Source organism: Humisphaera borealis (assembly GCF_015169395.1).
Lineage (GTDB): Bacteria > Planctomycetota > Phycisphaerae > Tepidisphaerales > Tepidisphaeraceae > Humisphaera > Humisphaera borealis.
This window is the reverse complement of the sequence record NZ_CP063458.1, coordinates 308,337-322,301: the sequence shown is the minus strand read 5'-3', so window position 1 is coordinate 322,301 and position 13,965 is coordinate 308,337. Positions and strand designations below refer to the sequence as shown.

Genomic DNA, 13,965 nt, shown 5'->3' with positions numbered 1-13,965 from the left:
GATAGAATGGCAGGGGCAGGAACGCATGCCCGTTAAAACGCTCGATCACTCGGACGTGTCTGGTCGTCGATCCTACTTCGCCGGCAGTTCCCGAATCTTGATGCTGCGGAACATCGCCTCATCGCCGTGATCGGTGAGCGCGATGTATCCCTTGGCCTGCTTGCCCCATTCCTTGCCTTTGAACTTACTCTTGGCGAGCGCCTCGTTGAACGGTTCGTTCCAGAACTCAAACTCGACCGTTTTCTGGCCGTTGAGCCAGTGTTCTCCCTTGTTGCCACGGATAACGACCCGCGACTGGTTCCATTGCCCTTCCGGCGCGAGCCTGGCATTGACCGGCGGGAGCATATCGTAGAGCGACGCCGTCGAGTGCTTATCCGTCACACCGGGGTCATTCATCATCTGGTACTCGGGACCGAAGGCGCCGTTCTTGCCCTTGGTTTCCAGCACGCGGTACTTGATGCCCGAGTTGCCGTTCTTCTTGGGCACGATCCATTCCCACGCCAGTTCGAAGTTCTCAAACTGCTTGTCGTAGATGATGTCGTTGCCGCCGCCCTTGCCGCTCTGGTGAACCAGTGCACCGTCTTTCACGATCCACGGTCCTTCGGGGACCGAATCGAATCCCAACCGCCGCCAGCCGGTGGTGGTCTTGCCGTCGAACAGCAACTGCCAGCCGTCCTTCTTTTCCTGGTCTGTCAGGGTGTTGGGAGCAGCTTTGGACTCGGTCTTGGCGACGGGTTCGGCCGCTCGGGCGAATGCTACGGCCAGACCGGCGGTCAACATCAGGGCGAAGGTCGTCTGTATTGTCTTTCTCATAGCGAAACTCGAGTTGCAACCGAGGTGGTACCAGTACTTACAGCCGGCCGGGCGATTTGTTCGAATCGGCGTTCGTCGAGCCGTTGAAGTCGAGTAGCGCTCCGTCGCTCCGCGGCAATCCCTGCATTTCCGGCGAGGAACGCGTTCGCCACCCGGATCGACTACAATCAGCCGACCTATGTTCGCTCCCATCCCCGAGATCCTCGAAGAATTGCGTCAAGGCAAACCCATCGTCCTCGTTGACGACGAAGACCGCGAAAACGAAGGCGATATCGTCTACGCCGCCGAGAAGGTGACGCCCGAGGCTGTCAACTTCATGCTCAAGGAAGCCCGCGGCGTTATCTGCGTCAGCCTCGAAGTCAGCCAGTGCGATAAGCTGCGCCTTCATCCCCAAACACACATCAACACCGCACAGATGGGAACGGCGTTTACTGTCACGGTCGATGCGCATCCGAAGTTCGGCGTCAGCACGGGCGTATCAGCCAAGGATCGGGCGGCGACGATCGCCGTCTGCATCGCCGACGACGCCCAGCCGCAAGATCTGCTCCGACCCGGGCACATTAACCCCTTGCGTGCCCGTGACGGCGGCGTGCTGGTTCGCGCCGGGCAGACCGAAGGCTCGGTTGACCTCGCCCGCCTCGCCGGCATGAAGCCCGCCGCTGTGATCTGCGAGATCATGCGAGACGACGGCGAAATGGCCCGTCGGCCGGAACTTGAAGTCTTCTGCCAGAAGCACCGGCTGAAGATGTGCACCATTGCCGACCTGATCAGTTACCGCCTGCAGCGAGAGCAACTCGTCAAGCGGGTTGAAACCGTCGTCCTGCCGACCAACTGGGGCGACTTCACGCTGATTGCGTACGAAAGTCACGTCGATCCGCAGCCGCACCTGGCGATCTGCAAGGGCGGCATCGGCGAGCTTGGCCCCGACGGGCTGCCCATCGTCCACGAGGAGCCGGTGCTCGTCCGCGTTCACAGCGAATGCCTGACTGGCGACGTCTTCGGCAGCCAGCGTTGCGACTGCGGCCCGCAGCTCTCGGCTGCGATGACCATGATCGAGAAGGAAGGCAAAGGCGCGGTGATCTACCTGCGTCAGGAAGGCCGCGGTATCGGCCTGGTGAATAAGCTGCACGCGTACAAGCTGCAGGAACAGGGACTCGACACCGTCGAAGCCAACGAGCGGCTGGGCCTGCCAGTCGACAAGCGCGACTACGGCATCGGCTCACAGATTTTGCGCGATTTGGGCATCCGCAAGATCCGCATTATGACCAACAACCCCAAGAAGATTCACGGGCTGGAGGGGTACGGCCTGAGCATCGTCGAAAACGTTCCGGTCCGGGTCGAGCCGGGCGAGCACAACGAGAAGTATCTGGCGACGAAGAAGGCAAAGATGGGGCACCGGCTCTAACGAGCCCGCAGGTTCGACACGGCTGCCAGGTTTGTCCCCTCGCTCTGGCCTCGGTTTCGTCGTCGGGTGCCAAGTCCGGGAAGCTGCCAGGTGCCTGCAGATCGCGGTTTTCCGAGAAATCGACACCGTGCTTGACTTAAAACAGACAGGTCTGTATAGTTCACCCATGCCGCCAACTGCTGCTCGATCCGAAGCCCGTCAGCGCGTCCTTGAGACCGCCGACCGACTGTTCTACCAGGACGGCGTTCGGGCCGTCGGCATCGACCGCATCATTGCCGAGGCCGGCGTGGCAAAGATGAGTCTCTACAAGCACTTTGCTTCTAAAGATGATCTGATCCTCGCCGCGCTCAAGCACCGGGAAGCTCTGGTGGAAGCGTTCCTGAGGTCGGCAATGGAACGGCACGGCAGGCGGACGAAGGACAAGCTTCGCGCATTTTTCGCCGCTCTAAAGGATTGGTTCGGCAGCCCGGGCTTTCGCGGGTGCGCATTCATCAATGCCGCAGCCGAACTCGCAGACCCGAAACACCCCGGTTCGCAATTCGCCCGCGACCACAAGGTGCGATTCCGCTCACTTCTAGAGTCTCTGATCGCCGACGCGGTCGGGAAGGACGCCGCCAAATCCGCCCCGGCGGTCGCTCTGTTGGTCGATGGAGCGATCGTGTCAGCGTACATGCAGGGCGAGTCAGAGTCGGCGGACATCGCGAGGGACGCGGCCTTGCGGCTTATGAACAGCACACACACGTGACGTTTTTATTTGAACCAATATAGACAGACCTGTCTGTTTATTCCACCCGGGCTGTATTCGAGGGACGCCCGGACCCGGACTCCAACCAATTCCCTCCAAAGGAGTTTCACCATGTTCGCACGTATTGCCGCTTTCGGATTGCTGGCAGCCGCCTCGGTTGCCGTGGTCGTTTCGATTCCCGTCCCCACACCCGCCGCCGAAGAGCGGCCCGCGCCCTTGGCGCTTACCACTCAGCCTGCGGTGCTGCATCGCACAGTGAAAGTCGACGGCCTGGACATCTTCTATCGGGAAGCCGGTCCGGCCGACGCACCCGTCCTCCTCCTCCTACACGGGTTCCCGACGAACTCTCAGATGTTTCGTCACCTCATTCCGGCACTGGCCGACAAGTATCATGTCATCGCGCCGGACTATCCCGGCTTCGGACATAGCTCCATGCCGTCGCGCGAGAAGTTCGGCTACACGTTCGACAACCTTGCGAGCGTCATCGGGAAATTCACGGAGACGCTGGGGCTCAAGAAGTACGCCTTGTACGTTCAGGATTACGGTGCGCCGGTCGGATATCGGTTGGCCGCCGCCCACCCGGAACGTGTCAGCGCTATCGTGGTACAGAATGGGAACGCGTACGAAGAAGGCCTCGACAACGATTTCTGGAAACCCATCAAGGCCTACTGGAGCAACCCTGCGGAGAAAGCAAATCGCGACGCGCTGCGGCCGTTCCTGAAGCTCGAAGCCACCCGATGGCAGTACACACACGGCGTTAAAGAAGTCGAGCGCGTGAGTCCAGATGGATGGATCACCGATCAATATCTGCTCGACCGCCCTGGCAACGATGAGATCCAACTCGACCTTTTCCTGAGCTATGGTAGCAATCCGCCAAACTACCCGGCGTGGCAGACTTACTTCCGGCAGCATCAGCCGCCGATGCTGATTGTCTGGGGTAAGAACGACCAGATTTTCCCCGCCGCCGGTGCCGAGCCGTACAAGCGAGATCTCAAGAACCTGGAGTTCCACCTGTTGGACGCGGGGCACTTCGCGCTCGAGAGCAACGGAGCGGAGATCGCCGGTTTGATGCGGGGATTCCTCGCCAGGCACGTTCAGGGGAGGTAGCGCTTCCAACCTTTGCACAGCCTGACACACACCCGTGCGCATCCCGGTTGACCTGGGTGGGCACGGGCTGTCTGCGTTGGCGGGCTGTTGCCGGCGGCTTTGCCTGTTCTGCCGTTTCTGGTATCTCCAACTCAAGCAACAGACCGAAGGAGCGACCCACTATGCCAGCCGACCCATCATTCGACATCGTGTCCGAGATCAACCTCCAGGAGATGGACAACGCCGTCAATCAGGCGATCAAGGAGGTCATTACGCGCTACGATTTCAAGGGCAGTGCGGCGTCGATCTCGGAGCTGAATCGTAAAGACAAGGAACTCGTCCTGACGGCAGACGCCGAGTCCCAGCTGGACGCGGTCAAGAAGGTTCTGGTCGAGAAGATGATCAAGCGCGGGATCGACCCCAAGGCGCTGGACTACCAGAAACTGGAGCAGGCCACGCACAAGACCGTGCGTCAGAAGGCGAAGCTCAAGAGCGGGATCGAGAAGGATGTTGCCAAGGCGATTCAGAAGTCGATCAAGGATCTGAAGCTGAAAGTGCAGGTTTCAATCCAGGGCGACACCCTGCGCGTGACCGGCCCAAAGCGAGATGACCTGCAGGCGGTCATCGCACATCTGAAAGCCAACCCGCCAGAGGTGCCGGTACAGTTCAATAACTTCCGGTGAGTTCTCGTTCCACGACCCGCAGAACCGCATCGATCTCCAGCCATTGCAGGCAACTCTGGTGCGAGCAATGTCTGCTGTAGCAGGGGCTGCAGGGCAGATCGAGCTTGACGACGCTACCCAGGCGTCCGTACGGCCCGGTTCGTATGGGATTGGTCGGGCCGAACGGTGCCACCAGTGGCCGGCCCAGGGCGGCGGCGATGTGCATCGGACCGCTGTCGTTGCTGATCACGACCGCTGATCGAGCGATCAACGCGACAAGCTGGTTGAGTGTTGTCCGGCCCGCCAGGTTGACGGCCGTTGGAATCTTCGCCGCAAGGTCCACTTCATTGGGTGCCCCGCCGACCACCGTCTCAAGGCCAAACCGTTGCTTCAGGCGTGCAACAAGGGCGGCAAACTTTTCCACCGGCCATCGCTTGGTCGCCCAGTTGGTGCCCGGGAACAACAGGGCATACTTTGCAGGAACTCGATCGCGAACGAACGCTTCATCGGCGGCGGTCGTCGCGAATGGGAACTCCACAGGGCCTCGACCGGCTCCTATTGCTTCGGCCACCGACAGGTAGCGTTCGATCGCATGCTGCTCGCGCCGGCCGACGGTGATGCGGTGCGTGTAGAACAGCGTGGCAAACTCGCGGGCATCAGAGAGACCAATGCGGATCGGCGCGGCGGTCTGGAATGTCAGCCAACCACTGCGAAAAAGTCCCTGCAGGTCGATCGCGACATCGAACCGCCGGCGCTTGAGCCGTTCACCAAACTCAAACAGGGATCGAAGCACGCTCGGCTGCCGCCAGCTGCGGCCGAACATCTTTCGGTCGAATCGAATGACTTCGTGCAACAGGGGATGCTGGTCGAGAATGCCCGCACAGGCGGGCGTGACGAGCCAGCTCACCTCCGCGAGTGGCCAGCGATTCTTGACGAGCTTCAGGATAGGCAGCGTATGCACAACATCGCCGATCGCGCTGGGCTTCACGATCAGGACGCGGCGTGGCGAGGTTTGAAAAGGGATCCGCTGCATGCAGTTCAAACTTGACCTGTCCCGGAAGGCGATGCCATCCACTTCAGCGGACTCGACACGACCCCTACCCTAGCCATCTCCCGGCGTATCCGAAGTGCGGGCAGGATCTTCCACTTCTGCGTCGGTCCTTGGTGCCTCCAGCCGCGTGTACGGCGCGTACCCACGGCACAGCGCCAGCGAATCGTCCGGCGAATACTGCTTTCGTCCCAGAAGGCTACGCAACAGGCGGTCGATCCCCAGCGCCGTCCACCGGCGGAATCGGATGCCATCAACGTCGATCAGTACCGGCGACGGCCCGGTTGCCTCGTCGGCACGAACGATCCAGTTGCTGGCCTTGGCATCGAAGTGCGACATGCCGAAGCGTTCGAGCAACCGCAGCAACCGGCCGGCCCGGTGGAACAGCATCTCCCTGCTTCGGTCGGTCAGCGCGTCCAGATCGACTGTCCAGAATGTCGGGCCAGGGACTTTCTCGAACACGATGAACGACTGTGTCACGTAGCCCAGCCGCGTCCGCTCGAAGTACGCCAGCGGCCAGGCGGTTGGGAGGTCACGAACGATCAGGTTCCACGCCTTGTACCAGGCGCGGCGGGATCGCGACCCCCTGCCGATCTCGTTGAAGTATCGATACCAGTATCGCTTGTGCGGCTGCTTGATGACGACGTCAACGTTGTACTCGCCCAGCTTCAACGCCCCTTCGTACACGTCGCCGCTGGGACTGGACTTGAGTGTCTTTAATGACCCGTCCTCCAGTGCACGGACGATCGCCGGCAGGGTGGACTGCCAGTCCATCTTGGAGACTTCCAGGTGACTGACTTCCGCCCAGCGCCGAGGGTGCTTGGTCTGCTTGAAGAACACGCCGCGCCAACCGTCCAGGGACAGCCGACCGAAGTAGCGATTCCCACCCTTGATGCGACTGAGCTGGCTCTGCCAGATGGCGGACGCGTTCGGGTTTGAACGGGGTATCGGCCCCTCACCGACAAGCTTTCGCCAGCCCCGCAGCAGGTCGGTTGTCGTCGCAAACCTGGCGACTCCCGCACCGAGCATCAGTACGTCAGCGGTGGTCAAGCCGCCCTTTCGCAAGGCGTAGGCGTCGATCAGATGGAGCCTGCCGTCGTGAAGCAGAAAGTTACCGAGGTGAAGGTCGTGATGCCCGTACCCGGCCTGTCCGAGCTTGTACACGAGATCGATCACCTGGTCGGCCAGGTCGCGGCGCTGACGAGACGAATACTCGCCGTGCACCGCCTGATCGTTGAGCAATTCGTCCAGCGAGACGGACGGTTCAATCGCATGCAGGATGACGGCGTCTCCCTTGATGCCGTCGAGTACGAACCCGCCGAGGATCGCTACGGCTCGTGGCGCCGGGATCTTCGCCTTTTGGAGCCACTGCAGGCGTTGAAACTCGTTGTATGCCGGTGATCCCCGGAATCGCCGACGCCAGCCGTCGCGGGAGAAGAATGAACGGCCCCGGGGATAGAACTTGAGGTAATACGCCTTCCCGTCGAACTCGAACCGCCAGATCTGGCGATAGCCGCGATCTTTAATGAGCGTGCCGACGCGAGGGAGGTCGCGGAGTGTTTGTTCGAGCTGCTGCGGAGACACGGGTGGAGGGGTTATACGGGCGGCAGGGTCGTTTGTCTTTGAGGCACGTATCCGGCGACATACGAGCCACGCGACTGCGACCGTCGACAGAGATGCCCCGCATAGCCAGATGAATTGTTGGATCGGCACATCCATGTGGGCTGAATGACAGGCGACGTCCGACGCTCCTATGGATTCGCCGGCTCCGGGGCCAGTGGTGCGGGGTGCAACACCGGCGGCGCGACGACCTTCGGTACCGGCTTGTCCGCGCCGACCGGGAAGTTCACCTTCACGTACGAATAGATCAGCGACACGATACCGACGATGACGCTCGCCCAAAGCGTGATCTTGAGAATCTTGATCCGGTTCGCGACCTCCTTGTCCCGCCACTCCGCCAACCGGCGGTCGATCTCGTCGAGCTTGCGGTCGATGCGCGTCTCGATCTCATCCAGCTTCTGATTGATGTACGTGTCGGCCGACTTCTTGATGCGATTGGTAATACCGCCGAACAGGCCGGCGTCTTCGATTTCTTCCTTGATCGTCGCCGATGCCGGGCCACTGCCGACGGGCTGGCGACCCTCAGGCGTCGGCAGGTACTGATACTCGCGGGCGCTGTCGGGCTCGCCAACCACGCTCGACACCACCGACGCGATCACCGACCGTCGCTTACGGCTGAGCTTCGCGAAGAAGCCTTCCTGCTTCCGCAGCTTCTTGATCAGGTCGGGGATCGGCTCGGCATCCTCCGCAGTAACACCGCGCATTCTGGCCAGCACCACCAACCCCCGGTGCGACAGCCCGACGAACCGCATCGACTTGATCCGTGCGATCTCCTGAGCCAGCTGCTCCTTGCTGGCGTTCACCGCCACCGGACGACGGCCCCAGCGAACGACATCGAGCAGCGCGTCACGCTCGAACCCGGCGATCGTCTGTCGCCGGTCGTGAATCGCCGCGACCAGGCCCTGGCGGTCCTTGAACCGCGTCGGATCAATGCCGAACTCTTCGGCCAGGTTTTCCAGTTCGTCCTTGGGCAGATCCGAAAGCTGACGGCCGGGGGTAGCCGCAGCTACGACTTCGGCCTCGTTTCGGGCCAGAAAATCGCTGCTCCTGGCATCAACGCGCGCGTCGGAACCACCGGCACTGTTGTCGGGCAACAGACGGACATCGGCCGGCGAAGGTGAAGAATCAGCGGGCACTCTGCAGCACCTCTCCGATAGCGTAGATCTTGTTGTGCGCAACCCAGATCAACGCGAACACGACACACAGCAAAAGGCAGATGATGACATCGCCCCAGAACGTGCGAAATCTCAAGCGAAGTCCGTGAACCATCAGATAACGCCGCAGCAAGCTCACGTAACGATCCCGCCCATTCAGCCATGCCCACCACCCGCGCATCGACTGCAACGTCACGACCGTAGCGTAAACGGTCACGATCGTTCCGAGCACGTAGCGGAAGAAGTTGAAGAAATCGATGTCGGGCATTGCTGTAGGGTGGGGTTCACCCCACCAAGCTGCTCTCGAACACTCGGTGTGTGGGTCCGCCGGAGCATTTCGAGCGACAACTCCCCGTTTCTGACGTCACCTGGCGACGAATACAACGGGTCAACGACGGGTGATGGTGGGTCAACCCCACCCTACCTAAGCCTCCTCAAGCCCTTCATGATCCTGCACGCCGCCACCGAAGAGGGTGGAACCAATGCGAACCATCGTTGCTCCTTCTTCGATCGCGACTTCGAAGTCGTCGCTCATGCCCATGCTGATGTGCCGCAGGGAGGCCCCGCCGATCTTGTTCCACTTCAGCTCTTCGAACACCTCACGTGTTCGGCTGAACGCCTGGCGGATTTTGACGGGATCGGTCTCATGGGCGGCCATCGTCATCAGGCCGGTCAGCTGCAGGCCGGGCATGGAGTCGATCTGCTCGGCCAGATGGACCGCCGCCCCGATTGCCACACCGTGCTTCTGCGGCTCTTCCGAACCGTTGACCTGCAGCAGGATCGGAATCTTTCGCCCGGCCTTGTCGGCCTGGGCATCAAGTTCTTCGGCAAGCCGGAGGCTGTCGATGCTGTGGATCAGGTGGACGAACGGCAGCAGCGACTTGACTTTGTTCCGCTGAAGGTGGCCGATCATGTGCCAGCGGATCTTGTCCGGCATCGTGCCGGCGTCGCCATGAATCTGCCGCCTGGCGACAAACTCATTGAGCTGCCCTGCCCGCTGGGTGAGTTGCTGCACGCGACTCTCGCCGAGGTCGGCAATGCCGAGCGAAAGGATTTCGCGAATCTGCTCCGGCGCAGCGGTTTTGGTGACAGCAACGAGGGTCACCTCGGCCGGATCGCGCTTGCGCTTCTCGCAAGCCCTCGCGATGCGGTCCTTCACTTCGTCCAGTTTTTCGGCCAAGGGAGAACGTTTTGCCACGCGGGCTCCTTCCAGCGATACGGTCTGTGTCAAACCACGAGGATTATAGAGGCTGGGCGAGATGGAAGGTAGGGATGGAGAGAGGATGTCATCTGTCACTGGTCACCTGTCACTGGCAATAGCCTCTTACCAAGGCGACGCGTTGCGAGTGACCAATGACCAATGACCAGCCGTCACTTCTTCAGCGCCTCCGAAACCGCTTCATGGAACCCCTGCCGTACCGGCGAACCGTCGGACCCGCCGGGGTTGCTGAAGTTCGTCCGCTGAATCATCAGCACGTGCGCCAAACCAGCCTTGGGATCGATCCACGCCTGGGTGCCATACGCCCCGCCGTGGCCATGACTTCCAGGGGACAGCTTGGCGCTCACTCCCTGCGGTTCACGGATGATGCACCAGCCGAAGCCCCAGCCGTTGCCGGGCGTGAAGCCGGTCACCACATCTCCGCTCAGGACCGACGTCATCTGCTCGACCGCTTTAGGCGACAGGTAAGTCTTGCCGTCGAGCGATCCCTTGTTCAGTACCATGCGCAGGAAGGTGCCGTAGTCCTTCGCGGTCGAGAACAAGCCGCCGTTGGCCAGCGGGTAGCGGTTGGTGTCGCTCGGACTTTTGCCGTTCAGGAACGCAATGGGCACGGCAGCGAGCTTCATGCCGTCCTTCTTGTAGCTGTCGGCCAGGCGATCCAACTTCTCCTTCGGCGGATAGAAGCTGGTATCGGTCATGCCAAGTGGATCGAACAGCCGCTTCTGCAGGAACTCGGGGTAGCTCATCCCGCTGATGACTTCGACGATCCGCCCACCGGTGTTGATACCGCTCTGGCAATACTGCCACTTGCTGCCGGGGACGAACTGCGTCGGCTTACTGAGGAACGACGGAATCAGGTCGGCGAGCTTCGTCGCGGTCTTGCCGACTTCAGGCGAGACTTCCGACAACCCCGACGTGTGAGTCATCAGATGCCGCACGGTCAAATTCGCCGGCGAGCCGTCCGGCTTCTTCAGGTTCGCGAACTCAGGAATGTACTTCGCGACCGGATCGTCGATCGCAAGCTTGCCCTCATCGACCAGCATCATCATTGCCACGCCGGTCACCGGCTTGGTCATCGACGCGATCCAGAACAGGCTGTCGGGCTGCATCGGCTTGTTGGCTTCGATGTCGGCCAGCCCTTCGGCGCTCAGGTGGATGATGCCGTCGCTATTCGCGACCAGCGTGACAACGCCGGAAACTTCGCTGTCCTTTACGAAGGTCAACATCTTCTCGGATACACCCGGCAGTTTCGGTGGCGCATCAGCGGCACGGGCAGCGGTCATCGTCATGGCGGTGAGTATGCACGACAAAGAAAGGAGCTTGGCAGTTCGCATGCCGAAAAGCTTACCGCGCCTCGTCAGTAGTTGAGTAGTCGGGAGTCGGGGTCGGGAGCCAGAACATTTTGGCGCCATCCTCGAAGGGGTGGGCTCGGACGCCGGCACACGACTAGCGTCGGGATAAATCAAATCGAAGACGATCGCAGACCTTGCGGTATGTCCGCGTCCGAGCCCATCCCTTCGGGGATGGCGCAAAAAGTTTGCGGACGAATGACTACCAACCTCCGATCAGTCATCATTCTTGATCGTCCCCACCGCCTGCCCGTCTACAATCTGAGCGCCGATCGCGCTGCTGAGCTTCACGAACACTGTCTCGTCCACGCCCTTGCGTGTGTCCCCCACCGTCGTGACGATGATCGTCTTGCTGGTCTCGCCGGCGGCGAACGTCAGCTTGCCGCTGAGGGCCTTGTAGTCATTGGACGCGACCTTCGCCGTGCCGTCGGCCGTCGCGAAGTTTACCGTCACCGCCGTAGACGATGCCTTGTCCAGTTTCACCGTGTAAACGAGCTGCCGGGTTCCGCTGTTGCCTTCGATGATGGATGGCGCGTCGAAGATGTTCAGCTTCGGAATCAACTCGTCGTTGACGATCTTGCCGATGCCCGTGTTGTCCAGGATCGTCGCGTTTACCGCGTTGCTGAGTTTGAGATAGAACGTCTCGTCGGGCTCGTAGACGGCATCTCCCTTGATGACGACGTTGACGACGACCGACAGCGCGTTGGCGGCGATCGTCGCCGTGCCGGTCTTGGCGACGAAATCGGTGCCGCTGGCCGCGGTGTTTCCTTGGGTGGCGTAGCTGAACGTCACTGCCTTGGCGACCTTCTTGCTCAGCGAGACGGTAAACGCCAGGTTTTTGGTCGTAGCGCCGGCCCCTTCGGTGATGGAGACGTCGTTAACTGAAAGCCCTGCCACAGTGACGGCCTGGTCGTCATTGACAATGGTGGCAACCGCTTGACTGTCGGCGAACGTCGCCGAATAGAAGCTCGAAAGATTCACGAAGAAGCTCTCGTTGCTCTCGACGGCGGTGTCGCCGACTACATTCATGAACAACTGCCGGGTGAGTTGTCCGGGCGCAAAGAAAACGGTTCCGGTGCTGGCGGTGTAATCACTGCCCGCCTGTGCGATGGCGCCCGCGACATTACCGTTCGCGGTTGACCAGTTCACCGCGGCATAGCCGGCGCTGTTCGTGCGGCTCACCGTGAGCACCAGACTCGTCGTACCGTTGCTGCCTTCGTTGACTGATGCATCCGCGATGGAAAAGGTTGATGGCGCGTCAGGCGTCGCCGACCACAACTCGGACCCAAGCGTGCCGTCATCCGCCCGGAGGTAGACCGTCCCATTGGCTTCACGGAACAGCGGTACCGCAGTCTGGCCAATGCCGGGTGACCCGCCGACGGTGATCGGGAAGGTGCCTGCGCTCGTGCCGTCCGATTGCCACAATTGCGGGCTTCCGTCCCCGTCGGTGGCACGGAAGTACATCCGATTCCCGATTGCGCTCTCCAATCTCACCTGCGATCCGATTTCGCCGACGAAGATGTCCTTGATACGAGTCGCAACGCCATTGGTGGCGCCCCAGAGCTCCTTCCCCCCGGCCGCGTCGGTACCGGCGAAAAAGACGGTGTTGCCGGCGACTTGAATCTGCGACACACCGGTCGGCGTGCCGGGCACGAGCTTGGTGCCGGCGGCGGTTCCGTCGGTCATCCAAAGCTGGCCGTTCTCGCTGAAGTACATCTTGCCCCCGAGGAACCCCAGCGACTGAGGCACGAAGCTCGCCTTGATCGGTGTCGTCCCGGCCTCCGTTCCGTTCGTCGACCAGAGCGCCGGGCCAATGTCGAACACGGCGCGGCCGCCGCCAAGCTGGAACATGAAGTAGCCGCCGACGGAGCCGGAGCCCGGCGTGATATCACGAACGAGGCTCGTCCCGATGTCGGTCCCGTCGCTGCGCCAGAGTTCCTTCCCGTGGATGCCGTCTTCTGCCCAAAACAGTACTGACCCATCACTCTGGGGCAAAAACATGCGGGCGTAGGAAGGGACGCCCGGCTGGATATCGATGAACTGGTGTGTGCCGTCGACCGTCCCGTCGGTAAACCAGACTTCGTTGTCAGTTCCCACGAAGTACGCCGACGTGCCGCTGACGGCGAAACTCGCACCCGGGCTAACAACGAAGAAGGACGTGGCGGCGACGGGGAATGTGCCGGCAACCGTGCCGTCGGTTCGCCAGAGTTGATTCGCGGTCCCGAAGTAGGCGAGGTTGCCGGCGACCACGTAGTTGCCCTGCACGCCAACGATGGGAGCGAGTTGCACCGTTCCCAGAGCGGTGCCGTCAGTCACATACGGCCGGTTGCCGCCAGTGCCGCTTGCAAGGAAGACCGCCTTCCCATTGGGCAGCATCAGGGGATCGCTGACCCACTCCTGGGGGTTGGGGTTCAGGTCAACCAGTAGCTGCGTTCCGAGTCCGGTTCCGTCAGTACGCCAAAGCTCGCGCCCGGACGAGACATTCGTCGCGCCAAATACTTTCAGACCGCCAACGGCGACGATCTCTCCGGGAATGGAATCCCCGACGCTGTCATTGATGTTCTTGACCAGGGACACGGAGAGCAGACGGCGGCACTCAAGCCGTTCCGCCATCGTAGTAGGGACAGACTTAGCGCAACCCGCTTCACGAGCAGACTTCAGTACCCGCCGACGCCTGATCGCAGCAAACGCAGTGCGCAAGTTCAACATCTTCCCTCCGAATTGAGTCCGAACCACTGTCGACGATAAGAACCGGGTGAGTTCGCGCCCCGTAAAAGCAGGATAACAGATGAACTTAGTTGCATCGAATCACGGCCGGCGGATCGTCCGGTTTCTGCGGCAGTCTTGGCGTGGGGCAAATGCCG

The 13,965-nt window shown here is 61.2% G+C and carries 12 protein-coding genes; 4 read left to right on the top strand and 8 right to left on the bottom strand.

Annotated features, from left to right (window positions below):
• Positions 1-72 precede the first annotated feature (72 nt).
• Complete coding sequence (locus IPV69_RS01340; protein ID WP_206293114.1) at positions 73-813, bottom strand: 3-keto-disaccharide hydrolase; 741 nt, start codon at positions 811-813, stop codon at positions 73-75.
• 178 nt (positions 814-991) lie between these two features.
• Here IPV69_RS01340 and IPV69_RS01335 point away from each other — a divergent pair, with 178 nt between their 5' ends.
• The 4 genes from IPV69_RS01335 to IPV69_RS01320 all read left to right on the top strand — a co-directional run bounded on the left by IPV69_RS01335 (position 992) and on the right by IPV69_RS01320 (position 4,732).
• Positions 992-2,218 carry a bifunctional 3,4-dihydroxy-2-butanone-4-phosphate synthase/GTP cyclohydrolase II gene (locus IPV69_RS01335; RefSeq protein ID WP_206293113.1) on the top strand — a complete coding sequence of 409 codons (1,227 nt, stop codon included), beginning with the start codon at positions 992-994 and terminating at the stop codon, positions 2,216-2,218.
• A 166-nt stretch (positions 2,219-2,384) separates the two neighbouring features.
• Positions 2,385-2,963, top strand: coding sequence for a TetR/AcrR family transcriptional regulator (locus IPV69_RS01330; RefSeq protein WP_206293112.1), 579 nt, complete (start codon positions 2,385-2,387; stop codon positions 2,961-2,963).
• A gap of 111 nt (positions 2,964-3,074) precedes the next feature.
• The gene (locus IPV69_RS01325; protein ID WP_206293111.1) at positions 3,075-4,070 is read left to right on the top strand and encodes an alpha/beta fold hydrolase; all 996 of its coding nucleotides are present in this window, start codon (positions 3,075-3,077) and stop codon (positions 4,068-4,070) included.
• 161 nt (positions 4,071-4,231) lie between these two features.
• On the top strand, positions 4,232-4,732 hold the full coding sequence (locus IPV69_RS01320) for a YajQ family cyclic di-GMP-binding protein (protein WP_206293110.1): 501 nt from the start codon (positions 4,232-4,234) through the stop codon (positions 4,730-4,732).
• On the opposite strand, the gene waaC is transcribed toward IPV69_RS01320, so the two are convergent.
• The 7 genes from waaC to IPV69_RS01285 form a co-directional block, all read right to left on the bottom strand.
• Positions 4,716-5,744 carry a lipopolysaccharide heptosyltransferase I gene (gene waaC, locus IPV69_RS01315; protein ID WP_206293109.1) on the bottom strand — a complete coding sequence of 343 codons (1,029 nt, stop codon included), beginning with the start codon at positions 5,742-5,744 and terminating at the stop codon, positions 4,716-4,718. The genes IPV69_RS01320 and waaC overlap by 17 nt on opposite strands.
• A 69-nt stretch (positions 5,745-5,813) precedes the next feature.
• A complete protein-coding gene (locus IPV69_RS01310; RefSeq protein ID WP_206293108.1) occupies positions 5,814-7,343 on the bottom strand; it encodes a lipopolysaccharide kinase InaA family protein in 1,530 nt (509 codons plus the stop codon).
• Between the two features lie 167 nt (positions 7,344-7,510).
• Positions 7,511-8,515 carry a hypothetical protein gene (locus tag IPV69_RS01305; RefSeq protein WP_206293107.1) on the bottom strand — a complete coding sequence of 335 codons (1,005 nt, stop codon included), beginning with the start codon at positions 8,513-8,515 and terminating at the stop codon, positions 7,511-7,513.
• Positions 8,505-8,801, bottom strand: coding sequence for a hypothetical protein (locus IPV69_RS01300; RefSeq protein WP_206293106.1), 297 nt, complete (start codon positions 8,799-8,801; stop codon positions 8,505-8,507). The genes IPV69_RS01305 and IPV69_RS01300 overlap by 11 nt, the downstream gene beginning before the upstream one ends.
• A 156-nt stretch (positions 8,802-8,957) precedes the next feature.
• Positions 8,958-9,731, bottom strand: a complete 774-nt coding sequence (locus IPV69_RS01295; RefSeq protein ID WP_206293105.1) for a YggS family pyridoxal phosphate-dependent enzyme — start codon at positions 9,729-9,731, stop codon at positions 8,958-8,960.
• 173 nt (positions 9,732-9,904) lie between these two features.
• A complete protein-coding gene (locus IPV69_RS01290) occupies positions 9,905-11,041 on the bottom strand; it encodes a serine hydrolase domain-containing protein (protein WP_206293104.1) in 1,137 nt (378 codons plus the stop codon).
• A 276-nt stretch (positions 11,042-11,317) separates the two neighbouring features.
• A complete protein-coding gene (locus IPV69_RS01285) occupies positions 11,318-13,678 on the bottom strand; it encodes a Calx-beta domain-containing protein (protein ID WP_206293103.1) in 2,361 nt (786 codons plus the stop codon).
• Positions 13,679-13,965 lie beyond the last annotated feature (287 nt).

What these genes read in the sequence shown, in the direction of transcription:
- IPV69_RS01340 (WP_206293114.1), bottom strand. Translation starts at nt 813, where the DNA reads ATGAGAAAGACAATACAGACGACCTTCGCCCTGATGTTGACCGCCGGT.
- IPV69_RS01335 (WP_206293113.1), top strand. Translation starts at nt 992, where the DNA reads ATGTTCGCTCCCATCCCCGAGATCCTCGAAGAATTGCGTCAAGGCAAA.
- IPV69_RS01330 (WP_206293112.1), top strand. Translation starts at nt 2,385, where the DNA reads ATGCCGCCAACTGCTGCTCGATCCGAAGCCCGTCAGCGCGTCCTTGAG.
- IPV69_RS01325 (WP_206293111.1), top strand. Translation starts at nt 3,075, where the DNA reads ATGTTCGCACGTATTGCCGCTTTCGGATTGCTGGCAGCCGCCTCGGTT.
- IPV69_RS01320 (WP_206293110.1), top strand. Translation starts at nt 4,232, where the DNA reads ATGCCAGCCGACCCATCATTCGACATCGTGTCCGAGATCAACCTCCAG.
- waaC (WP_206293109.1), bottom strand. Translation starts at nt 5,744, where the DNA reads ATGCAGCGGATCCCTTTTCAAACCTCGCCACGCCGCGTCCTGATCGTG.
- IPV69_RS01300 (WP_206293106.1), bottom strand. Translation starts at nt 8,801, where the DNA reads ATGCCCGACATCGATTTCTTCAACTTCTTCCGCTACGTGCTCGGAACG.
- IPV69_RS01290 (WP_206293104.1), bottom strand. Translation starts at nt 11,041, where the DNA reads ATGACGATGACCGCTGCCCGTGCCGCTGATGCGCCACCGAAACTGCCG.